We start from the raw sequence: 23,272 nt of genomic DNA, 5'->3' as shown, positions 1-23,272 counted from the left end.
CTCCTGCGAACCGGAGAGGTATCGATCAGATGGAAACCTGACGTCCGATATCCACCACCTGGTTGGCAGGAATGCGCAGGTAGTCGGTCACGCGCGCACTGTTGCGCAAGAACATGGTGAAGGGCACGCGGATCCATCGCGGCAAGCCGTGATGGTCGTCGCGCGGCACGATCTTTTCCATACCGATGAAATACGAGAGCCTGGTTGGATCGATCGGACAACCGTGCGTTTGAATCTGTGCCATCAGCGCAGGCATATCGGGCCGTTCCATAAATCCAAACGTTGCGGTGATCGACCAGAAGTTGGGTGCGACTTCCGCCAGTGCCACGCGATTTTTCGCAGCGACCCACGGCGTCGATGCAATATCCAGCGTCACCGCCAGCACGTTTTGCTGCAGTGCTTTGCTGTGCTTCACATACCACTGCATCACAGGTGGCGTAACAGCCTTGGCGCGCGTCAGAAAGACAGCGGTGCCCGGCACGCGTGCGATGCCGGCATGCGGCAAGTCTTCAAGAAAGGCATCGACAGGAATCGGATCTTCGCCAAGCCGCTTCGCGACGGCCATGGCGCCACGGTGCCAGATGTACATAACCGAGTACACGCAGGCCGCAAGCAGCAACGGCACGTAGCCGCCATCCAGAAGCTTCATCATGTTCGATGCAAAGAACGATGCATCGACGATGAAGAACGCGCCTGCGACGAGGCCGCTGGCAAGAAGACTCCACTTCCAGATTTCGCGCATGGCGATGAACAACAACGCGGTAGTCATCAACATCGTCGCCGATACGGCGATGCCATAAGCCGCCGCCAGGTTGTCGGACTTGCGGAATCCAAGCGCCAATCCGATCGTCACCAGCATCAGCAGCCAATTGACTGCGCCGACATAAATCTGCCCGTACCCTTCTTCCGAAGTTTGCGACACCTTCAGGCGCGGCATCCAGCCGAGTTGGATCGCCTGGCGTGTCATCGAAAAAGCGCCGGTGATGATCGACTGGCTCGCGATGATCGTCGCAATCGTCGACAGGATGATCAACGGCAGCGCAAGCGGTGCAGGGCAAAGCCGATAGAAAATGTTGCCCTCCGTTGGCGCGCCTGCAAGCACGATCGCACCCTGGCCGGCGTAATTCAGCACAAGACTTGGGAAAACCAGCGTCGACCACGCCAGTTTGATCGGACCCGCGCCGAAATGGCCCATATCCGCATAAAGCGCCTCGGCACCCGTCACGCAAAGAAACACGCCGCCGAGCACCAGGAAGCCAGCCGCGCCGCTGTGCAGCAGATAGTGGAATGCGTAATACGGGTTAAGCGCCCACAAGATGGCCGGGTGTTTGAAAACGCCCCACAGGCCAAGCACCGCCATCGTCAAAAACCATAACGCCATGATGGGGCCAAACGCGCGGCCGATTCGGGCAGTACCAGCCGGCTGAAGCGTAAACAGCGCAAACAGAATGACAACCGCCAACGGCAACACGTAGTGATGCAGCGATGGCGCAACGATATTCAAACCTTCCAGCGCAGAAAGCACCGAGATCGCCGGCGTAATCGCACCGTCTCCATAAATCAGCGCCGCGCCAAACAGACCCGCAGCAACGATCAGCGGACGCTTGTGCCGCTTCACGCCGAGCAACGCCATCAATGCAAGAATGCCGCCTTCGCCGTCGTTGTCGATGCGCATGGCGAAGTTGGCGTACTTGATCGTCGTGACGATGATCAACGTCCAGATCAGCAGCGAGATAACGCCATAGATGGTCGGCGCGTTGTCGCCGCCCGTCATATCCAGAACCGTCTTGAACGTATATAGCGGGCTCGTGCCGATATCGCCGAATACGACGCCCAGCGCGCCTACGCTGGCTGCAAACAAAGCGGGTTTCTTCCAGGGTTCGGAAGGATTTACCGTGGTCATGGTGCAAACGGCCCGTCGGGTAGGTGACGGGTTGCCAGTCTACATACCTTAGATGACATGGATGTCGCTTATTTGTATTCAATGCCATCCACATCGCGTATAAGGAAAGGGCCGCATTCGCGGCCCTTTCGTGTGCCTTGCGGCATCAGGTTGCCCATTCGGGAAGCCGGTTGCGCGAACGGCTGAAGGAAAACCAGGGTGCCTTCCGGTACGAATCGGCGACGATCCATGCGCCTGTGGTAATCACCGTCGACATCAACAATGCCGTCCATACAAATCGTTGCGACGGTGTGTTTATCGCCATGGGAATCCACACGAAGGCGGTGAAGACGCCCATCATCAGAGTTTCGAGTGCAGCAGCCAGTCGCGGCAAAATGTTGAAGAAGATCGCGATGCCCGCAGCGATGTGGGCAGCTCCGGTGAAGTACGCCCAGCCATAGTGAAACGGCAACCACGATGGCACCAGACCGGCCGTGTCTTTCGCGTAGACAAAATGTTCGATGCCGATAAAGGGCACAGCTACCGCGAATAACATCTGCGCGACGCGAACAGCCTTTGCGCGGCACAAAGCAGGAAAATAGGGCCTGTCGGCTGGTGTCGCCAACGACGCATACAGAATCCACGCGCCAGCAAACAGCACGACGATCTCACCGCACGCTCCCCAATTTCCTTCCTGTGTCGGCGACGCTATCAAGTGAGGTACGTGCAACACCATTACCCACAGGAATGTGTAAATCGTCAATGCGAATGCCGCAGGCACGGCCGTCCGTTTGATCAACACACCCACACCCATCACACACATGAGTGCCCCACACAGACAGGCGATTATCGTGCGGCCCGGAATGTCTGGCGGAACGGGCTGCCAGACCAGCGCAAAGTCACCAGCGAAAAGTCCAAGCAAACCCAGTGCGATCATTGTCAAGGCAAACGCCAGATGACCCATACCCATGATGCGCATACCCAACGCTCCTGTTGCAATCGTTGAAAGGGACAAACTTCGTGGATGTACAGCGTGTGGTGATGCTGCTTATCGTCTCGCCGCCTGCCAGCCATTCAGGCGACAAAGCCTGGGATCTGCAAGAGCCAATTAAACGCCCGAAACCGATACCAAACGCTAATCGGCCGTCCATGAAAATACATGACACGCTTTGACATGTTTTGTGCGCCATGCTCGTTTCAACACCAACGACGGAGCATCGCCATGAAAACCCTGCATGCCGTATTGATCGCCGCAGCGCTTGTGTCTTGCATATCTGCCGTGCCGGTTCGCGCTTCCCAGGACGCACCGAAGCCGGTGCAATCGGCACCCAACCTCACGCATCTACACGATTTTGATTTTCTCGTGGGCGATTGGCACGTCCAGCACCGCCAATTGAAGGCGCGCCTGGCCGGCAGCCACGAGTGGGTGGAATTCGACGGCACGTGCAGCATGCACAAATTGATGAACGGCTACTCTAACGTCGACGACAACGTCATCAACAAGCCCAGCGGAAGCTATAAGGGTGTCGGGTTGCGTTCCTACGATCCGGTATCCGGCCAGTGGGCCATCTGGTGGCTGGATAGCCGCGAACCGTTCGCCGATCTCGATCCGCCCGTCAAAGGCAACTTCGTCAACGGTGTGGGAACGTTCTACGCGAACGACACCCTCAACGGCAAACCCATCCGCGTGCGTTTCACGTGGTCGCATATCACCGCCGACTCCGCACAATGGGAACAGGCTTACTCGCCCGATGGCGGACAGACCTGGGAAACGAACTGGGTGATGCACTTCACGCGTGTGCGATGACTTAAACGTCTTGGCATCAGGCGGCTGTCTAACTAGTTAAGATATAAAAGGAGTCGAGGATACGTTGCTGAGGGCAATGCCATCCCGGCTCCTGAACCAAGACTAGTGACATGCCACTAACGAGGTGCCCATGACGGTCGTTGGCTCAGCGCGATACCGCTTATTGCGAGTGCTGGCTGTCTTGCTGATCACGATAGTCATCGCTGCCGCCGCGCTATTCGTTGCCTTCAAGTGCAGTCCATGGCCCTCGGTATTGCTGATTCGCCGTGAATTTTCGCGCAGCGGCATCGAAAGCGATGCGGCACTAAGCCATCGCGTACCGCCGGGCATCCGCACGCAGGCCGCTATCCAATACGATCCCAGCGATCCCAGCGCGCTGCTTGATATCTATCGCCCTGCTGCGCTCGACGGTCGTGCGTTGCCGGTCGTTTTCTGGATACATGGAGGCGGCTACATCGCGGGCAGCCGCACGGAAATGGCGAATTACGCGCGCATTCTCGCTGCGGGCGGTTATGCGGTGGTTGCGGTGGATTATCCGCTGGCGCCGGAGCATCCGTATCCGGTGCCGGTCGTTGCACTCAATCGTGCATTGACGTTTCTTTCCGATAACGCGACACGACTGAAGCTGGATCGCAATCAATTCGTTCTTGCGGGCGATTCGGCGGGTGCGCAACTTGCGGCGCAGGTCGCATTGCTTGTTTCATCGCCGGACTATGCAAAGGCGACAGGCATGCATCCTGGCATCGCACGCTCGCAACTCTTGGGAACGGTGTTGTTCTGTGGTCCCTATGATGGGCGCGCGATCGTGTCGGAGGCATCATCGTCATGGCTCGCTCGCGCCTTTGTATGGTCTTACCTCGGTTCGCCAAATCCGCCAGTGTCTACATTGGATGTTTTTTCCGTCGCATCACATGTCACACCTGAATTCCCTGCAAGCTTTATCAGTGTCGGCAACGTCGATGCATTGGCAGCACAGTCTTATGCACTGGCCGATGCGCTGCGGCATCAGGGCGTGCATGTGGAAACGCTGTTTTATCCAGCGTCGTACAAGCCGCCGCTGGATCACGAATATCAATTCGATTTGACCCTGCCGGAGTCGAACGACGCGTTGAAGCAAACGCAAGCCTTTCTTCTAGAGCTGACCACGCACAAGAACAGCCCATAGAAAGGACTGCTGTGATTGACCCAGCCATCCGGCACGAATACATCACACAGCAGCCCAGCCCCGAAAGCTGAACCGGGTTTGTTAAGCGAGCCCTTCCGCAACCTGTCCGAGCACGGCACCGCCCCTCCATCCCGGCCCATGGCAGAAGTCTTGCTTAGCTAACAAGACTGCACGGCAGCCACGACTGCCAAAAAAGGGAATCCGGGATTCAACAATGCGATTGAAGCGCGCGCCAGCAATGGTTTGGCAGCTAGTGGGCCTGTTCGCCTTGAGCGGGGTCCTTTCGCTGTATTCCATTATGTTGGCCCGCTACACACACACGCCAGCGTGCTTGTGGCTCACCAACGGCGCCATGATCGGGGTGCTGATTCAAAGGCCGCTGCGGGAAACCTGGCCTTTGCTGATAGCCGGTTTTCTGGGCTACTTCGCCGCCAGGGAGTTTGTGGGAGACCTCCCGTTCATGCCGTCCCTGGCACTGGCTTTGTGCAATCTCCTAGAGACGCTAATGGTCACTTTGGCCATCAGGCGTCACTTTCCCGTCATTACCCAGGAAACACGTTTTACCGATCTGGCACGCGTTGCCCTGATCAGTGCCGCGGGCGCCTGCCTTCTATCGGCCTTCACGGTCGCCGCGATCACGCATGTCTGGCCGAATCTGGCGTTCTGGATCAGCTTCAATACGATTTTCCGGGCGCACCTGTTGGGCATGATCATCGCGGCGACCACATCCATCGTGGTCGTGACGCGAGGAAGGCGGCTGGTCAATTCATCCAGCACGCCCTTGTCGCTCGTCTTGCATCTGTTGTTGCTGACGGCGATATCGGTTGTGGCATTTGCCGTGTCGCGATACCCCTTGCTGTTCATGATCTACCCGCCCTTGCTGTTGCTGATCTTCCGCCATCGCTTTGCAGGCTTGGTAATCGGCATTGCGATTGTCGCGTTGATTACCAGCACCGTGACCGCGCTCGACATCGGGCCGTTCAACCTCGTGCACGACGCAACACCTGCATTGAAGGTGGTGATGGCGCAGGTCTTTATCGGTGTCACATGCCTCATCGCGTTGCCGGTGTCGCTGGCGTTGGTGGAGCAGGATCGGTTGCAGCTACGTGTTCGCGACAGTGAAATTCGTTATCGCATGCTCGCCGACAACAGCGGCGATCTGGTCATGCGCATCCGTCCCAATGGCGATCGTCGCTATGTATCGCCATCCGTGAAGGAGCTGCTGGGCTGGGACGTCGAGGAATTCATGGCGCCGCGCCCCGATCTGATTCACCCCGACGATCGCCAGCGCATTGCCGATGTGGTCGCCACCTTGCGCCGGCTGGGCGGTGCAACGACCGCAACCTATCGCTTGCAACATCGTGCCGGCCACTATCTTTGGATCGAAGCGTTCGCACGACTCGTCGAAAGCCCGGAAGGCGACGGTTCGACAGAAATCATCTACACCGGTAGAGACGTCACGCAACGCGTACAGATACAGCAGGCGCTGACAGAGAGCCAGGCGCAGCTTCGCACTATTACCGACAACGTGCCGGCCGTTATTGCTCGTATCGATATGTCCGAGCGTTACACGTACATCAATCGTTTCGTCGAGCAGGTGTCCGGTGAAGCACCCACGGAAATGATCGGAAAAACGGTCAAGGAAATCCGTGGCGCCGTGCTTTACGATCAGCTCAAGGAATATCTGGACCGCGCATACGCAGGCGAATCCGTCTGGTTCGAATATGAAGCCACCTATCGGAACAGGTTGCTGCACTTTCAGACGCATTATGTGCCCGATAAGGATTCCAAAGGGCATGTGCGCGGCGTGTACGCGCTGACGACCGAAATCACGCACATCAAAAATGTGGAACGCGAGCTGCTTCGGCTCGCCCATCAAGATGCACTGACCGGCCTGGCCAATCGCCGCTACTTCAACGAGCAATCGGCCTCGCTGTTAAGGCAGACATGCCAGCGCCGGGCGCCCACGCTGCTGGCCGTGCTCGACGTCGACAATTTCAAAGCCATCAACGATACCTATGGCCACGCCGCCGGGGATCTCGTATTGGCTGAAGTAGGCCGTTGTCTGCAAGGCTTCATGCACGAAGGCGCAGTCGTGGCGCGCATCGGTGGCGACGAGTTTGTCGTCCTGTGCGATCACGTCGGGACAGAGGTTGCCGCCGAAACGTTTGTGCGCACATTGTGGGAAAAGTTACACGTCGCCGTACGCACCGGCGGCCACTGCATCGACGTGCACATCAGTATGGGTGCTGTCTTCTTCAAAGGATCGGCAACCCAGGACGCATTGATGAAACTCGCGGACGAAGCACTCTATCTGGCCAAGGAGGCCGGCAGAAACACCTATCGATTTGTGACCGGCGGCCTGTTTATGGGTGAGAAAAATGGGAACATGTGAGCGCTGCCGCGACGGAAGTGTTTTCCAGCGGGCCATTACCATGGCGTTTCAGCCGATCATTAACGTCATCGACAAGACGACGTTTGCGCACGAGGCACTTGTGCGCGGTCAGGACGGCGCATCGGCCAGCGACATTCTTTCCACGGTCGACGACGTAAACCGCTTTGCATTCGACCAGCTGTGCCGCATTACGGCGCTCGAATGGGCGGGCCGGTTGAAACCGCCGGCGCTGCTGTCCATCAACTTCATGCCCAATGCGGTGTACGACGCCTATCACTGCCTGCTGGGCACGGTGGCGGCAGCAAAACGTGTCGATTGGCCGCTCTCGCGCATCATTTTCGAAGTCAACGAACAGGAAGCCGTCGCCGATCTCGATCGCTTGCTCGTGGTTTTGAAAGCGTATCGCGCACAAGGCATTCTCACCGCCATCGATGATTTCGGCGCGGCGTACTCAGGGTTGAATCTGTTGGCGGATTTCCAACCGGATCTGCTGAAGCTCGATCTCGCGCTGATCAAAGGTATTTCGCTCGACAAGAACCGGCGCGCCATCATCCGTCATACAGTAAGCATGTGCGACGAGCTTGGGATAAAAATTATCGCCGAAGGCGTAGAAACCGCGGACGACTCCCTTGCGCTGCACGATCTCGGCATTCCACTGCAGCAAGGTTATCTTTTCGCCCGACCGCAGGTGGAAGCGTTACCGCTGCCACATTTCAACGCGTAATCCACGGTTCTTGGCGTTGGAAATAGGAGTAAGCTTCCGCTTCGCAATCGGCTGCCGATAGCGCGACTATCTGCAAAGGCCGATAGGCTAGCCAGGAGCAGGGGACGCCATGAAAGTGACGCTCATGAAGGTATTGAGCACCGTCGGCAAGGCGCTCATGTTTGTCTTGGTCGCCATCTGCGTAATTCTTATTTTCGCCGAACGCATGCACGAAACATTTTTCGATCCGGTTCTCAACTTCATACGGTCATTGATCTAGGCACCCTTGAATAGCGTTCGCTGGCGGCGTTCGAAAAACAAAACGAGAAAACCGTACGGTCATGACGACCCATCGCAGCGGATGACGAACACTTCACGGGGATTCGCGACAATGGGCGCATTGTCATGACAACACAGTCCCAGGCGCCTCTCTTCATCGTCAGCACGGGCCGCTCCGGTTCGACGATGCTTTCTGATCTGCTCTCGCAGCATCCGGATGTGCTGAGTCTCTCGGAGTTGTTCAACGCGCTTCATCCGTTGGGCTTCCAGAACGATCCCGTCGACGGCCCGGCGTTCTGGTCGATGTTGAGCGAACCGCGTCCTCGCCATACGGCATGGCTTCGCCTGATGGAGCGCGGTCTTGCCATCGACGAGTTTCGGTATCCACTCGCGTCCGCGTTGCGCTTCCGCGAGACGGGCATTCCGCCGTTGTTGGCGATGACACTGCCGCCGCTGACGGAAGATCCCGACGGACTCCACGACGAATTGGGCGTCTTCGTGCAATCGTTGCCGGAAGATCATATCCACCGGCAGTACCTCAACGTCTTCCAGTGGTTGTGCGCACGTCTGGGACGTCGCGTCTGGTGCGAGCGTTCAGGCGCCTCGCTCGGTCTGGTTCACCCGTTGTCCCACTTCTTTCCGGCGGCCAAATTCATCCACGTCTTTCGCGACGGCCGAGAGTTTGCCGTCTCGGCGAGCCGGTTTGCGCCGATGCGGATGGGAATGATCGGCGCGATGTTCAAGCAACGGTTCGGCTCGGCACCGTATCTCTCGCCGACGTATCAGGCGCCCGCGGATCTCCCGCAGGCCTGGCGAGGGCTGGTACCCGAGAGCTTCGACGTTGATGTGTTCCAGCGCTTCGAATTACCGATCGCACCGATCGGCATGGCGTGGTCCGAGATGATCACCGTGGGCCTGAAACTGCTGGAAAACGTTCCCGCCGAACGGGTTCTCCACGTGCGTTACGAATCGATGCTCGATGCGCCTTACACCGAGCTTCGGCGCGTCGTTCGTTTCATGGATCCCGGTTTGGACGATCCTGCGTGGCTTGCGCAGGCCGCTTCGCGCGTGCGGAAGAATCCGCCGAAATGGGTGAATTTGCCTGCCGATGAGCGTGCGCGCCTCGAATCGGCTTGCGCGCCTGGGATGGCATTGCTTCATCATCTCGTGTGAATCATTCGAGTGAATGCAACGCGCCTCGAACAGATCGCTGATCGCAATAACTAGCGATGCACTCATTGAACGCAAGCCAACGCGAAGGGATGCCGGTTCACCCGCCCTTTGAGCACACTACGAAACAATGGTGTGTACAACCGTTGTCGGAGCCTCCCAGCATCAAGGGATCCGAGTTGTCGCCGATATGGCCAGTGACAGAGATGTCGCTGATGAATACGCATCACGCTGATGACGATGAGCAACGAAACGCTATCTATCTGGATCGTCCTTCAATATCCGCCGGAGCATCCCGACTGCTTCGTCGCGCAGCGTTTCCAGGTCGAAAAGCCCACGGGTGAAAAGCTGATCGCGCACTCCCTGGAAGAACTGCGCAAAAGGATGCCGCCTGGGCTTACCGTTTGTCCGCGCATGCCCAGTGACGATCATCGCCTTGTCGAAACCTGGTTTTGATTCAAAGCGGACATCGCGTAAAGGCTTCTGCCTTCAATAGGGCGCGATCCATCGAGCGAAAAAACTTATCATCAAGGACGTGAGCTGCGCTGCCATAAGGACAGACATGATCAGTACCATTCGCCGACCTCAAGTGTGCGTGTTGGGAAGTGCAGAACCAGGATCGAAGGCCTACGATCTCGCGGGACAGGCCGGGGAGCTACTCGCTCGTTTAGGAATTACCGTCATCAGCGGATGCGGAAGCCCAGCGACCCGTATCGCGGCGCAACGTGCTCAGGCTGCTGGTGGAATAGTCGTCAGTGTCATCACGGACGCGGATATGCCGGGACCAGACTGGCCCGCAACCGTTGTCATACCGTGCGGAATGGGCGATGCAAGAAATCTGATCATGGCACTCGCCGGTGATGCGTGCATTGTCATCGGAGGCCGCGCCGGCACCATCTCGGAAGTCTGTCTTGCGTGGTTGCATCGCCGGCCGTTGTTACCGCTCGTGGGCTGCGGCGGCTGGTCTGATGGATTGGTCCAGAATCCGCCAGACGAACGGCAAAATTCACCTATCCTGCCGTGGGGCTCGATGGAAGCTCTTGAGAGCCAACTCGACACGCTAGGTTTGCTCAGGTCCGAGCGTCGATAATTTCATCTGTCTCATGTCGACGGTCTGCGACATGCGCACAACGTCCTTATGCATTCGCATAACGAAGTTGGCCATGAGACGTTCGACGCCTTCCCTGGCGTCTCCGTTTGGCCGTCGCTATGCCTTGATGAATGCAAGAATGTCGGCGTTCAAAACGTCGGGGTGCGTTGTAAGCATCCCATGCGGATAACCCGGATAAATTTTGAGCGTCGCATTCTTTAGCAACTTTGCCGACAACACGCCCGCATCTTTATAGGGAACGATTTGATCATCGTCACCGTGCAGGACGAGCGCCGGTTGTGAGATCTGTTTGAGGTCATCCGTGAAATCGGTCTCGGAGAAGGCTTTGATGCAGTCGTAGTGAGCCTTTGCACCACCCATCATGCCTTGCCGCCACCAATTCTGGATGATGCCCTGGGAGACCTTCGCGTTAGCGCGGTTAAAGCCGTAGAACGGTCCGGTTGGGACATCGAGAAAGAACTGCGCCCGGTTATCGAGCGACGCCTTTCTCAATCCATCGAATACCTCGATAGGCAACCCATCCGGGTTGTTTGCGGTCTTCAACATAATGGGTGGAACTGCACTCACGAGCACCAGCTTCGCCGTCCGCTTCTGGCCGTGACGTGCGACGTAGCGCGCCACTTCGCCACCGCCGGTGGAATGGCCAATATGTACGGCATCATGCAGATCCAGCGCCTCCGTCAACGCGGCAAGATCAGCGGCATAGTGATCCATATCATGGCCATCGGCTGTTTGACTCGAGCGGCCGTGACCACGGCGATCGTGCGCAATGACACGAAAGCCGTGTTGCAAGAAGAACATCATCTGCGCATCCCAGTCATCCGCCGAAAGAGGCCACCCGTGGCTGAAGACGATCGGCTGACCCGAGCCCCAATCCTTATAAAAGATTTCGACGCCATCCTTCGTTGTAATGGTGTTCTTCATAGGTGAGTCTCCAATACCAGGTTTAAGTGAATTGGCCGGTGCGGCAGTGGAGGCGTCGGCCGTTGAGAGAAATGGCATGGCCAGTGGCACGGCCATCGCGGCGCTGCCTCCGATATGGATCTACGACATCGAACATCGATGCCATCATGCGCTTTGCTCGTTACAACGGACTGCAGAATCTAAAGGATGTGTTTCTCAAGGCGCATCGCGACGCTCATTGCAAACAGCCTTTGAAAAATTCGTGAAAATGATCTGGCCATCGGGCGCAGATGACGAAAATGGGGGCGGTTGTTATCGCCGGATAGGGGCCCGCTATCGGCCTGAGCCCCCATGGCTCGTATATCCGTTAACCCCTTCCTTGACGTGGCGTCAAGGATTTGTGAGGGCGATCGTCTATTTCCGGCATGGAATAGCCAGAGGGTGAATAGGGCGTGATTTTGCGCCCGTTGGCACAGGCACATGCGTGTTTTGCTGCTAAATTTATCTAGGCAATAGTGCCAACGAATTTTGAGAGAAGGGGGCAGTATGCGATTGAAAATGACCCTGCGCGGAGGGCTCTGCTGTGCCCTGATAGCGTTTACCGGTTCTGCGTTTGCACAGACCGCCGCACCGGCACAAGCCTCTGCCTTGGGGCAGGCATGGCCGAATGTGGCAGACCAAAGCCAGAGTCCGAACTGGCATGCGTATGTGTTTTTTCTCAACGGTGTTGAGTACGTGCAAATCAACGACACCAACGGTACCGTTCATGCCGCCATCGGCACGACGGGTGGCGCCACCATCGTTTTGCCAGTAGGTGTGGACTCTCAGAACGTCAATACGTCTTCGTCGAGCACCTCAACGAGCACGACGACGACGGTTTACAGTGATAGCCAGATTCAAATCACTGCCACACCGCAATCGAACGGCACGACGCAGTTCATGGCAGCAGGTTGCTCGGCGTCCGCGCAATGCTCGGGCGGACGGGGCGGTTAATTAACCTGCCCACAGACGCAAGGGAGAGGGAGCCTTGTGCTCCCTTTCTTTTTCCGCATCCACCAAGAGGGCAGTGATGCGAATTTGTTGATTCATCGGCTTGACGTGCAACTCGCCATTGAACAGGCGCACACTGTCCCGCATGGCATGCAGATCTAAACCGGTGGCACCCAACTTTGAAGCCAATTGCTTTTGCTGGCCTTCCAAATTGAAAGCGCTGACCGTTGCGCCATCTTCGACAAAGCCTTCCACGCGCAGAACGATGATGCGCTGCCCATCAATCTCTGCACCTCTCAATAGCAATTGGATGCGAGAGCAACGCAGATTACCGCCGATATAAACAACCGATTCGCATGCCAGGCGATAAATCGTGGTGTGCAGACTAGCTCCCACGCCACTCAACCCACGGCCTTTGATGCGAGAGCTGTAGGCGATGCCGAGTTCATCGAGAGCACGGCCGATGTTTTCTCTTAAAGCGGCCGGCAGACCACTCCTGCGCCACGCAATCGGGTGCATGGCATCGGCCAGTTGATAGACCTTCTCCTGGGCACTCACCGCCTGCTTGGTGTACAACTGACTTTCATTGACAGGAAGCATCATGCGGAAGCGATTCAGAAGGCGGTTCTGACTGAGTTGCATCTCCCCGCACACTTGCTCCAGCGTTTCCGAGGCTTGGCGCAAACGCAATTCACTGACTGCCACACTTTGCTTGGCCAAACGCATAGCTTGCCGCGCATTGGCCTTTTCTTGTGCGTCGGCTTCATTCATCGCCGAGATGCGCGCACCCATGGCAATGAGGCAGGTAATGGCAAAAGCGATGATGGCTTGAACCTGGACCACTTCGCTATCAGGCGTATTCCCCGTCCAGGTGAACAACAAACTGATACTTGCCACCGTCAACGTTCCACCCAGCACGCTGGCGCGCCAACCGTGCTTCAACGTCAGCCAGGCGACCGGGGCAAACATAAAGAGTGCCCATATGGGTTTGTTTTCACCCGTCGTGTGCGCGGTCAACCAGGACAAGATGAGCAGCGAAGGGATGAGGACCAAACCTGCATCAAATGCCAAAGAGCTCTTCAGGAAACCACGCAGAGAGCTGGAGAGAAGGCCTTGGCGGTAGCTGAGCTTGACCATGATCACCCAGGGGACGATGGTCAGGACCGCTACGTAAGTGCCAACGAAAAATGAGCTCAGCAGAAGCGGCGTGAGGTCATACCCACGATTGGGAATAACGACCAGGGTTCCGAAGTTGTAAAGCGACCAAACCGCCGCGCAAGAAAATGCGCACAGGATGAGGGTCTGGAAATTGACCAGACGCTTCGTGGGGAAAAGCGAAAGTTTTTCTTTGCAGGCCCAGACCACGGGCATAGCAAATCCTGTCAGCGGCGGCAGGATCGTAAGCGACCAGGCGAGCCCGAATTGGGGGCCGCAACGCAGAACCAAAGGAACCATCGTCGCGGTATCGGCGACTGCCAAGGCCAGCCAGTACCGATAAGGAAGCAAAAGCAGGAAAGAAAGACGCAAGCCGGCGCCGAGCGCCCAGTGAGCGTCGGAAAGGGGGCGAATCATTGCGTAGAGGGCAACGTATACGGCGACAACGGCCAATTGCTCAGCCCATCGCGGTAATACCCAGCCTTGAATCTTCCCCATTCCCACTCCCCCGTGGAATGAAATCCATCGCACGGCCTGTTATCGGCCAAGCATTCAATACTCTTAAACCCTAGTCCTGCTTAGCATTTCCGCTCGCGATTTTAACGGTGCCGGGCACCCTTTGCGTGAAGGGCGTCTACACAAACTGCGTCACAAAATAAGCGCGAATCGGCGGGTCATGGGGTCGAAAGTGGACTCCATGACCAGTCGCCGGCCGCAATGCCTGCGACCCCGTGCATTCTCGCTAATTCCACCACTCTTTTGCATAGGCCATCGGCGCTTTCGATAGAAGATTCGTACTTATCGCGCCTTTTATTCTTCAGCGTCATAGGGAGCATAGAAACGACATACTTGAACCCTATGACGTTAACTCTTTCCTTTGCCTTCGATCCAAAGCAGACATGCACGGTTGCCGCCACGTGAGTAAGGACAAAAGATGCACCTGCCATTCAACGACACGCCATTGGACGAGTCAGAGAACGATTTAGCCGCATTGCAAGGCATCTGGGAACAAGTTGCCCATGAGGCCGATGGCGAGATCAATCCACCCGATGAGCATGGGGCTCCCGGCGCACTGACCACCTTTAGCGGTCGTCGTTTTGCGGTTCGGACGGTTCAGGGCGAGTTGCTTCTGGAAGGCACGTTTACGTTGAATGCGTCCATTCGGCCCAAAGCAATCGATTGGGTCGATTCGATGGGGGCCGACAAGGGCAAGTTATTGCCGGCCAGCTACCAGTTGGAAGGAGATCGGTTTGTCTTTATCGCAGGCGATGAAGGGTGCGCCCGGCCCACGACCTTCCGGACCACATTGGGTCAGACCATGCGAACGTTCGAGCGAAGGCGGCGTTAGGCGAGGTGCCGGTTTTTCACCCCTAACCGCCCACGTCGTGCAGGAGGGGATTGGCGAGGTAATATAGCAACGCTCACTGTCCAGACCGGGCTGCCTGTTATGACTATTTCAAGCATTAGCAGTACGCAGTCCCAGCCCGTCAGTGGTGTCGTCGCACCCCGTTATAACCATCACAAAAAAGAGCTTAACGCGCCGACAACGGCGGCTCTCGTCGTCCAGCCGGGTACGTCGCCCACAGATGCGAGTTCGTTAGCGTCGGCTATTGCAGGTGCGATGGCGCAACTCGGACTAACCCCCGCACGCGGCACGACTGCCTCCAGTAGCGAAAATGCAACGAGCGCCAAGCAGTTCGCACCGCTGTCGCAGCCGCCGCAGGCGTCGCAGCAGGTACAGCAGTACAAGAACGTTGCGTCGACATACTCCAATCTGGCTCAGTCACTGAGTTCCAGTTCGGGCAGCGCGTCGGCCGCGGCAAGCGGTACGGGTAGTTTGACGACGGTCTTCGAAAATCTTTGGTCGTCACTCGGTTCGTCATCCGAAACATCGGCCGACGCCACAGGCAGCACTATCCCAAGCTTGCCGCTGTTTCTGCAAACGCTGGCACGTAACTTTAGCGAAAGCGGTGTCTCTGGCTTGCGCGGTGTATTTGTCGACACCGTGGCTTGATCGCGCCGGGCACTCGTTCTCTTCAAATTAAAAAGAATGTCGGCATGCCGATGTCGCAAATTTCCAATGAACGATGCATCTCGCACACGGCGCATGCGAGTGGTTCGATCTCGGTTCGCGTCTTGATTACGCCTCTAGTTCGACCCATTGAGAACGCCAAGCGGGTGCAGCGAATGGATCGGCAAAATATTGGACTTCGTGCGCGACCTTTCCGTCCCTGAATTCCATGATGCTCACGGTGTACGCGGGCTTACCTTGATAGGTGATCACATACTCGCTAACCCAAAGATTGCCCTCGCCTACGATACGTCGAATCTTAAATCCCGAGGGCTTACCTGGATGATGGCTGCGCAGCGCCTGCAGGTTGTACCGACCATGGATGATTTCGCCTGACTGCGGATACTCGCATATGGCATCGTCGTGATAGATCTCATGTTCGGTAACCTGATCACCCGCAGCGGATGCAGCCCAATGCCGATCGATAGCCATCCGAATGTTTTGCACGTCCATCACTGGCCTCCATTGTGAGTGCGCGTGCTTACCGCACTAACGCCTGGCACACGCGTAACGCCCGATTGAAGCGTCATGCGACACGCGCATCTGCTCGGGCGGATAGTTAGGTTGCGCTTAGCCAAGCGGGCATACAAGTATCCGCAACAATGCAACTTCCTCGTGAAGCATCGCATCGGTTTCTTGTTAGAGGGAAACATCGACGTTAGCGGCACCGGCACAGTACCGTTGGCCTCCACCGGGGATACCTTCAAACAATGCGCAAACAGTCGCCCACAAGGGCACGTTGACCAAATAAGACATGCGCATCGGCCCGGACAAGCGCCTGGTTTCCCGCTGACAAAGTGCCGTCCTAAGCAGGCTTTTCATGCGGCGCGGCGCCGTAGATCGCCTCAAGCATCCCAATCCCCGATTTCTTCCCGGATTCCCGGCAACTACAGCCAACCGGAAGCTCATTGGCACGACTTATGTATGAAAAGGATAAAGAAGACGCGGTAGCGCAGTACAAAGCAGGGGGTACGTCATGGGGAAAAAAGCTTCATCACACGCGTGTCTGCACCACTGGTTCAAGGGGCATGAAATAGCAAAGCAACTCGGTGATGCGCAGGTTCGAACCTTTCGTCTGATTTATGGGACGGGCTTTGCGCCGGCATTCTGTGCTTCGCAAATTTTGTGCGAGATGTTGGCAATGCTCGATAAATCGTCGCTGGATAAACTTTTGATGGATAGCAAAAGCGGTCAACTGGAAAACAAGATCGCTCATGCGCTGGCGCAGCAAGGTTTGTGCGATAACGAATCGTCGACGGGATCGGATATTCCGCAGCCGATCTAATCATCACCATCCGCAACGAAAGTCATCCGATGAATCACCGCTTCATCTGCACTTGCAAGTAAGCATCGTTATCGGTCAATCAGCAGGCAACTTCGGAAAGCGAGCCGCTGGTCGGAATCTTTAACCAAACCGTCTGTACGTTCGAAGACCCGGCGATTTTCGCCGGGTCTCTTTTTCAGAAAGCTGACTACTGCAGCATTTGCAAAAGCGGTGCTTGCTTTGCCGCAGGTAACGATACGCCGAGCAGTTTGGCAATGGTCGGTGCGACCGAGAGATTCGTTATAGGGCCAAGATCCGTGCCGGGTCGAATATGTGCTCCGTATGCGATGAAGAGCGCTTGCATGTCAGGGTCGCTATTGAGATAGCCGTGACTGCCACGCGCCGGTGTAATGTCTTCGACCAAAGGTTCATCCGTGCCGCCCATGAAAGCGTAGTCGGGCTTGGCGACGACATAGAGGTCAGGTCCTTGGCGTGTCGTCTGGCGTGAAGCGATACCAAATGCCTGCGCTTCCTCATTGGTGTAAGCACCGGCGACACCGGGAACCGTTGCGAAGTACTTTTTAAGTTTTGGTACCAGCGTCGGGCGCAGGGATGGGTTGTTGATATACAGCGATGTTTCGCCACCCTCGGGCAGGAACCAGACATCACCCGCATAACTGCCGTTTTTCTTATGCAACAACCCCATCTGAACAAGCGCCACATTCGGGTGGATGATATGCGTGTAGTTCGCAAAGCCATGGTCCGACGCGATGATGAACGTGATGCGGTTGAGCAGGCCCGCTGCGCGTGCGGCGTCGATAAGCCTTGCAAGGCACGTGTCGGCGTACGCATAAGCAGCATATGCAGCAGGCGTCAGAGTGCCGTATTTGTGCTGCAAGGTATCGGTTTGCAGCAGATGGAATAGCAGCAAATTGGGCGTGTGTTTCGTGAGGATGTCGATGGCCGCGTCGGTCCATATTTCGTCGGTCCATGCCGGACTGCTTTTATGGAAATTCGCCAGCTCATCATGCGTGACCAAACCTTGATCGATCAGGTCCTTCGCAATCGGGCCATCGGCATCGGGTACTTCGGCGAATGCCCAGCGCACATTCTTTGCATCCGAGATGGCCACCCAATCCACTTGGCCCGTGGACATGCCTTGTTCCACCGCCGCGTCGTAGAGCGTGCGCGCATGCACGAGTTCGTTCTTGGGCACCCATGGGTCGACCTCCAGCGTTGCTCCGTTCGACGGCGTGATGTAGCCGTTGGCCATCACATGATGCTCGCTCGCATTCACACCCGTGATAAGCGTCGTGTGATTCGGCCACGTAATCGTAGGATTGATGGGTTTCATGCCATCAGCATGTGCGCCATTGGTTTCCAGCATGCGCAACGTTGGCATGGGTAGACGCGGATCATCCAGCGCGCGTGCCGGAAAGCCATCGATAGTGATAAGCACCACAATTGGTCCGTGCGTGGCGGCCGTGCCATCGTTCACCGCGTTGTTCGCTACCGTCGGCGCAACTGCCGTGTTCACGTGCTGTGTGCCGACGTTCGCGCAACCCGCCAACATGACCCATGCAAACGCCAAACCACATACCTTACGCATGACATCCCCTGAGAGCTTTGTGTAGGAAGAAAGAAAAAGACCGCTTGATTTCACCGGCTGGATATTCTCAAGCCACGAGATCGGAAGTATTGATCCAGCGACTCCGGCGTGCCGGATGTGTCGGCGAACGCGATGTATGTATCGGGTCTAAGCAAATACAGCGCGTTCTTCGCGAGCCCGGAGGATTCGAAATCCGGCTGCCACGCGAAGACGTGCAGCGGCAGATCGTGCTCCGTACACCACGTGGTTAACGCGGGGCTCGCCTCGCCGTAAACATGAACCTGCCAGCGCATCTGCGACAAGCTTGCAAAATTGTTCGTATCGCTGCCGACCCAGGGCAGGCGATCTCCGCCGTGAACCTGGCCGGCAGTTCCGACACTCAGCGGACAGCCCCGATAATTGAGCATGATCTGCGACACGGTGCGAAAGATAAAATCACGCGATGCATCAAAGCGCGCAAGCACAGGAACGACGAGCGGTGCGATGCGCGTACGCACGACATTGGCGATGGGACCATCGGCGGTTGCGAACGTGAACACACGATCGGTCGTCGCCACCAGGCGACGCGCAAAACCAATCCGCTCGGCTTCGTAGCTGTCGAGTAACGCTTCAGGCGCCTGCTCCGTCAGTACGGCCGCAAGCTTCCATGCCAGATTGATCGCATCGCCAATACCGGTATTCATGCCCTGACCACCCGCCGGGCTATGAATGTGTGCCGCGTCACCGAGCAGAAACGCACGGCCGTGTCGGAAATGTTCGCTAACGCGATGATGCACGCGGTACGTAGAAAACCAGTGCACGGTCTTGACGTTCACTTTTAGGTGTTGAATGGCACGGTCGCTCACATCCTCGAACTTCAGCGACTCCGGATGTTCCGCCCGCTCGTCGCGCACCGTACCAATCAGCCGTGCGCGGCCTTCACCGGCCATCGGAAAAATGCCGAGGAAATCGGCTTCGTCAAGATCGATATGCAACTCGCCATTGAAAGCTGGTCCCGTCGCTTCCACGTCGGCGACGTAAAAGACCTGCCGATAAGTACCGCCTGGAAAACCGGTGCCGAGTGTTTCGCGTACCAGCGAACGCGCACCGTCGCAGCCAGCGATATACGCAGCTTCCCAATCGGTTTCCGTACCATCCGGTCCGCGCAAGCGCGCAGTGACGCGGCCACCCTCATCCGTAAAACGCGTTAGCTCCGTGCTTCGTGCGACGGTCACGCCGAGTCTTTCCAGCCGGTCGATCAACAGTCGCTCGTGCTTGTCCTGCGGAAAAATATTCAAAAACGGATACGGTGTGAGATCGGAGCCAACCGTCTCAAAGCCGACGCGCGCGGCTTTTTCACCCTTCACCCACAAATTGACCGCCGGCACCTTGTGTCCACCATCGAGCAACGCATCGGTGAGGTCGAGCTGTTGGTAAAGTTCGAGCGTTCGCGCTTGAACGGCCACCGCGCGCGACGTCGTTCCCGGTTCCGACGTCTTGTCGACGATATGAATCTTCACGCCAAGCTTGGTGAGCCATAGAGCCAGAACAAGACCGGTCGGGCCTGCACCAATAATCAAAACGTCGGTACGCATGATGATTACCTCGTCGCCTGATCAGGCAGATGGCTTTCAGAATGATGCTGTGCGGCGTCATGTGCGATAGACAAACGCTTCAGCAAAGGTAGCAACGCCGATCCTGCGAGGGCTCCCGCCAGTGCAAGAAAGCCCAGATGATTGAAAAGTTTGGTGTACAGGGCGAGACCCGCGCCGATATCCACGTCACTCTGCGGAGCACTGGCGAAGTTGGCGATGACGCCACCAAGATATTGAGCGATACCCGCCGCAACGAAGAACGCGCCCATCATGAAGCCCGCCATGCGCGCAGGGACGTAGCGCGAGATCATGGCGAGCCCCAACGCCGCGACCAGCAGTTCGCCCAGGGAATAAAACCCGTATCCGCAGATCATGAACCAGGACGAGACCTTGCCGTTCACTGCGGCATGGTTGCTCCATCCAAAAATAAAGAAGCCTGTCGCAACGGCCAGAAAACCAAGCACAAATTTCGCAGCAACGGGTAGATCACCTCGATGCTTGGCGAGTTGCCGATAGATCCACGCAAGGGGCGGCGAAAGCACGATGATCCACAACGCGCCGACTGCCTGATATTGCGCCGGCGACCACGTAAAGACATGCCTGCCGAACAGTGTCTGGTTCCAGTCGACGTGGCGCAGTGCAAACAAAGTGAGCGAGGTCCCTATTTGCTGATAGAAGATGAAAAACAGCAGTGCCTCGGCAACGAGCACTAATGCAGCGATCAGTCCAGCACGTTCCGAGCGCGACCCGTTCGCAATCATGTAGCCGAATATACCCAGCGTGACGATGCCGCCCATCCGCACACACGCAAGCGCCACAGTGTTGTTTTGCAGGACGAACGCGATGGCCCATGCACTCAGCAGACTTCCAACAAGTACGGCCAGGAACCGATGCCATCGCAGCGCATGCGTATCCGGCATCGAGCCCATACCTGTCAGTGACCGTTTCATAACGGCATAACTGAGCAGACCGACAATCACACTGGCAAAGCACACCGCAAACGCGACATTCCAACCCCACCGATCCTTGATCCACGGTGTCAATAACACGGCAAAGGCAGCCGCGATATTGTTCGTCATGTAATAGAGCGTGAAGACGCTGTCGATTTTCGCGTCGGCACCTGCATAGACGCAGCGCACGATATTGGAGGCATTCGGTTTGAACAGGCCGCTGCCGACAATGATCAAGCCGAGTGCCAGATACATGTTCCGAAAGGTAGCACCGGACAGCGTGAGCAAAAGGTAACCGAGTGCAAGCACGCCCGCGCCCAATGTGACGCAGCGCCTCGCGCCGAGTACGCGATCGCCGATCCAGCCGCCAACCGCGGGGGCAGCGAACAGCAAGGCGCCAAATGTTCCCCAAGAAACGTTGGCATCGGCATCGTGCATGCCAAACCGCTGGATCATGAATAGAACCATCAGCGATGCGGTGCCGTAATAGCCGACGCGTTCCCAAAACTCGAATAGCAAGATCGTGAGGAAAGGGCGCGTCCGCGTGGAGTGCGATGTGGGGTTCATGCGTCAACGCCCACGCTTGGAGGCTTGGCCCACATGAAGTTTTGCAATACGTTCGGCAGTCTGCGCGAGCTCCGAACGCAAGTGCGGCGGTCCTAGTACGACGACTTGATCGCCGAGCCGAAGCAATTCACGTACACCGAAATCGATCGATTCAATCGGCAATCGACAGCGCACCCAGCCATTTCGATCCGGCTTGCTGGCGGTCTTTGCTGCTTCGCTGGTTACGTAAGGGCCTAGCAAACTCAGTCGTTTCAAGCCTACGGGCGAGAGCCACACATCGGCGTAATCGTGATAGACGTTCGCTTCGTATTCGCGCACGCTATTTTCCCAGTGCGCGACCAGATCGAATTGCTTTGGCCGTACGAATGTTTCGTCGCAAATTTCGGCGTCGTAAATGTTAGCCGCGCGATACGTGGTGCAGACCGAGCGACTATTCTGCGCGAGGAGATACCAGATACCACTCTTCAGCACGAGCCCCAGCGGTGCCACCTTGCGCACGCGCGTATCGACTTCCCCCGAGGGGTGATAACGCATCTTCAGCATGCGTTCGCCCCAAACAGCGTGCGCAATGACCGGCAGCGCGGGCAATTGATCGACACTGTGAAACCATGCGCCCGTATCGAGATGAAAGCGGGCGGCGATGCGTTCGGCGCTCGGCTGTATGTTGGACGGAAGCGCCGCCAACAACTTCAATCGCGCCGTGGAAAGCACATCGGCCAAACCCATTTGCGCGGCGGGACCAGGAAGACCAGCAAGAAACAACGTTTCCGCTTCGGACTGATTGAGGCCTGTGAGCATCGTGCGATAGCCGTCCTGCAACTGGAATCCGCCGTTGCGGCCGCGATCGGCATACACGGGAATGCCCGCAGCGCTCAGCTGATCGATATCGCGATGAATGGTACGAACCGTCACTTCCAGTTCTTCCGCCAACTGGCTCGCGCTCATGCGGCCGCGCGTCTGCAGCAGCATCAGGATCGACAGAAGACGGCTGGCCAGCATTTCTGACCCCGCAAAAATACATGACACCAGGTGACATATTTAGCGCGACATGATGGGAAGCACAACCGGACGGAGGACCTATTCATGAAATGCTTCCGCAACATGCTCACCGCGGCCAGTATCGCTTTTGCCATTGGAGCTGCAGCCCCCGCTTTCGCTTCGCAGGACTATCCCAAGGCACCGGCGCCCACACCGAACCTTTCCGGACTGCACGCTTTCGACTTCTACTTCGGTAACTGGCGCGCACATCACCGCAAGCTGGCGGAGCGTCTGATGGGCAGCCACGACTGGATTGAATTCGATGGCACCATCAACGTACGCCCACTGATGAACGGCTGGGCCAATGTCGACGAGAGCATTTTCGTCATACCGAATGGCGGTTCGTATCATGGTGTGACCTTGCGTTCCTACGATGGCGTAACCGGCTTGTGGAATATCTGGTGGCTGGATGGACGTGAACCGTCGGCACCGCTCGATCCGGCGGTAAAGGGCCGCTTCGTCAACGGCATCGGTTTGTTCTATGCCGATGACACGCTACGCGGCAAACCCGTCAAAGTGCGTTTCACCTGGTCGCACATCACTGCAACGACGGCGCGTTGGGAACAGGCGTTCTCCGGCGACGGCGGGAAAACCTGGGAGACGAACTGGGTGACCGATTTCACCAAGATCGGCTCATAA

At 57.0% G+C, this 23,272-nt stretch carries 21 protein-coding genes; 12 read left to right on the top strand and 9 right to left on the bottom strand.

Going from position 1 to position 23,272, the window contains the following annotated elements; all coding sequences use genetic code 11:
• Nucleotides 1-25: 25 nt before the first annotated feature.
• Nucleotides 26-1,903, bottom strand: a complete 1,878-nt coding sequence (locus EKH79_RS12665) for a potassium transporter Kup (RefSeq protein ID WP_126674182.1) — start codon at nt 1,901-1,903, stop codon at nt 26-28.
• 145 nt (nt 1,904-2,048) lie between these two features.
• Entirely contained in the window at nt 2,049-2,861 is an 813-nt protein-coding gene (locus EKH79_RS12660; RefSeq protein WP_126674181.1) for a DoxX family membrane protein, read from the bottom strand.
• Between the two features lie 243 nt (nt 2,862-3,104).
• Here EKH79_RS12660 and EKH79_RS12655 point away from each other — a divergent pair, with 243 nt between their 5' ends.
• The 8 genes from EKH79_RS12655 to EKH79_RS12625 all read left to right on the top strand — a co-directional run bounded on the left by EKH79_RS12655 (nt 3,105) and on the right by EKH79_RS12625 (nt 10,491).
• Nucleotides 3,105-3,689: a hypothetical protein gene (locus tag EKH79_RS12655; protein WP_199754298.1), complete on the top strand. Its 585-nt coding sequence runs from the start codon at nt 3,105-3,107 to the stop codon at nt 3,687-3,689.
• A 130-nt stretch (nt 3,690-3,819) separates the two neighbouring features.
• Complete coding sequence (locus tag EKH79_RS12650; RefSeq protein WP_126674180.1) at nt 3,820-4,854, top strand: alpha/beta hydrolase; 1,035 nt, start codon at nt 3,820-3,822, stop codon at nt 4,852-4,854.
• 214 nt (nt 4,855-5,068) lie between these two features.
• Nucleotides 5,069-7,249 carry a sensor domain-containing diguanylate cyclase gene (locus EKH79_RS12645; RefSeq protein WP_126674179.1) on the top strand — a complete coding sequence of 727 codons (2,181 nt, stop codon included), beginning with the start codon at nt 5,069-5,071 and terminating at the stop codon, nt 7,247-7,249.
• Nucleotides 7,236-7,973, top strand: a complete 738-nt coding sequence (locus EKH79_RS12640) for an EAL domain-containing protein (protein WP_126674178.1) — start codon at nt 7,236-7,238, stop codon at nt 7,971-7,973. The genes EKH79_RS12645 and EKH79_RS12640 overlap by 14 nt, the downstream gene beginning before the upstream one ends.
• A gap of 109 nt (nt 7,974-8,082) precedes the next feature.
• Nucleotides 8,083-8,232, top strand: coding sequence for a hypothetical protein (locus EKH79_RS18880; RefSeq protein ID WP_158621248.1), 150 nt, complete (start codon nt 8,083-8,085; stop codon nt 8,230-8,232).
• 125 nt (nt 8,233-8,357) lie between these two features.
• Nucleotides 8,358-9,404 (top strand): sulfotransferase, encoded by a 1,047-nt coding sequence (locus tag EKH79_RS12635; protein ID WP_126674177.1) that lies wholly within the window; start codon nt 8,358-8,360, stop codon nt 9,402-9,404.
• Between the two features lie 231 nt (nt 9,405-9,635).
• The gene (locus tag EKH79_RS12630; RefSeq protein WP_126674176.1) at nt 9,636-9,857 is read left to right on the top strand and encodes a hypothetical protein; all 222 of its coding nucleotides are present in this window, start codon (nt 9,636-9,638) and stop codon (nt 9,855-9,857) included.
• Nucleotides 9,858-9,963: 106 nt separating this feature from the next.
• Nucleotides 9,964-10,491 (top strand): SLOG cluster 4 domain-containing protein, encoded by a 528-nt coding sequence (locus EKH79_RS12625; RefSeq protein ID WP_126674175.1) that lies wholly within the window; start codon nt 9,964-9,966, stop codon nt 10,489-10,491.
• A gap of 117 nt (nt 10,492-10,608) precedes the next feature.
• Here EKH79_RS12625 and EKH79_RS12620 read toward each other — a convergent pair whose 3' ends face one another.
• Entirely contained in the window at nt 10,609-11,436 is an 828-nt protein-coding gene (locus tag EKH79_RS12620; RefSeq protein ID WP_233590297.1) for an alpha/beta fold hydrolase, read from the bottom strand.
• A 525-nt stretch (nt 11,437-11,961) separates the two neighbouring features.
• On the opposite strand from EKH79_RS12620, the gene EKH79_RS12615 reads away from it, so the two are divergent.
• On the top strand, nt 11,962-12,408 hold the full coding sequence (locus tag EKH79_RS12615) for a hypothetical protein (RefSeq protein ID WP_233590296.1): 447 nt from the start codon (nt 11,962-11,964) through the stop codon (nt 12,406-12,408).
• Here the strand turns inward: EKH79_RS12615 and EKH79_RS12610 are convergent, their stop codons facing one another.
• Complete coding sequence (locus EKH79_RS12610) at nt 12,409-14,058, bottom strand: MASE1 domain-containing protein (protein ID WP_126674173.1); 1,650 nt, start codon at nt 14,056-14,058, stop codon at nt 12,409-12,411. It lies immediately after the preceding gene.
• A gap of 436 nt (nt 14,059-14,494) precedes the next feature.
• Between EKH79_RS12610 and EKH79_RS12605 the strand changes: the two genes are divergently transcribed.
• Together EKH79_RS12605 and EKH79_RS12600 are read left to right on the top strand one after the other, a co-directional pair.
• Nucleotides 14,495-14,908, top strand: coding sequence for a TIGR03067 domain-containing protein (locus tag EKH79_RS12605; protein ID WP_126674172.1), 414 nt, complete (start codon nt 14,495-14,497; stop codon nt 14,906-14,908).
• 99 nt (nt 14,909-15,007) lie between these two features.
• Entirely contained in the window at nt 15,008-15,574 is a 567-nt protein-coding gene (locus tag EKH79_RS12600; protein WP_126674171.1) for a hypothetical protein, read from the top strand.
• A 126-nt stretch (nt 15,575-15,700) separates the two neighbouring features.
• Here EKH79_RS12600 and EKH79_RS12595 read toward each other — a convergent pair whose 3' ends face one another.
• The 5 genes from EKH79_RS12595 to EKH79_RS12575 all read right to left on the bottom strand — a co-directional run bounded on the left by EKH79_RS12595 (nt 15,701) and on the right by EKH79_RS12575 (nt 22,594).
• Nucleotides 15,701-16,084: a nuclear transport factor 2 family protein gene (locus tag EKH79_RS12595; protein WP_126674170.1), complete on the bottom strand. Its 384-nt coding sequence runs from the start codon at nt 16,082-16,084 to the stop codon at nt 15,701-15,703.
• 1,019 nt (nt 16,085-17,103) lie between these two features.
• The gene (locus EKH79_RS12590; RefSeq protein ID WP_199754296.1) at nt 17,104-18,504 is read right to left on the bottom strand and encodes an alkaline phosphatase family protein; all 1,401 of its coding nucleotides are present in this window, start codon (nt 18,502-18,504) and stop codon (nt 17,104-17,106) included.
• 50 nt (nt 18,505-18,554) lie between these two features.
• On the bottom strand, nt 18,555-20,078 hold the full coding sequence (locus EKH79_RS12585) for an FAD-dependent monooxygenase (RefSeq protein ID WP_199754294.1): 1,524 nt from the start codon (nt 20,076-20,078) through the stop codon (nt 18,555-18,557).
• Between the two features lie 5 nt (nt 20,079-20,083).
• Nucleotides 20,084-21,595 (bottom strand): peptide MFS transporter, encoded by a 1,512-nt coding sequence (locus EKH79_RS12580; RefSeq protein ID WP_126674168.1) that lies wholly within the window; start codon nt 21,593-21,595, stop codon nt 20,084-20,086.
• A 3-nt stretch (nt 21,596-21,598) separates the two neighbouring features.
• Nucleotides 21,599-22,594, bottom strand: a complete 996-nt coding sequence (locus EKH79_RS12575) for a helix-turn-helix transcriptional regulator (protein ID WP_126674167.1) — start codon at nt 22,592-22,594, stop codon at nt 21,599-21,601.
• 84 nt (nt 22,595-22,678) lie between these two features.
• Between EKH79_RS12575 and EKH79_RS12570 the strand changes: the two genes are divergently transcribed.
• Nucleotides 22,679-23,272 carry a hypothetical protein gene (locus EKH79_RS12570; RefSeq protein ID WP_199754292.1) on the top strand — a complete coding sequence of 198 codons (594 nt, stop codon included), beginning with the start codon at nt 22,679-22,681 and terminating at the stop codon, nt 23,270-23,272.

Source organism: Dyella dinghuensis (genome assembly GCF_003977615.1).
Taxonomy (GTDB): domain Bacteria; phylum Pseudomonadota; class Gammaproteobacteria; order Xanthomonadales; family Rhodanobacteraceae; genus Dyella_B; species Dyella_B dinghuensis.
This window is presented reverse-complemented; position numbering and strand designations above follow the sequence as displayed.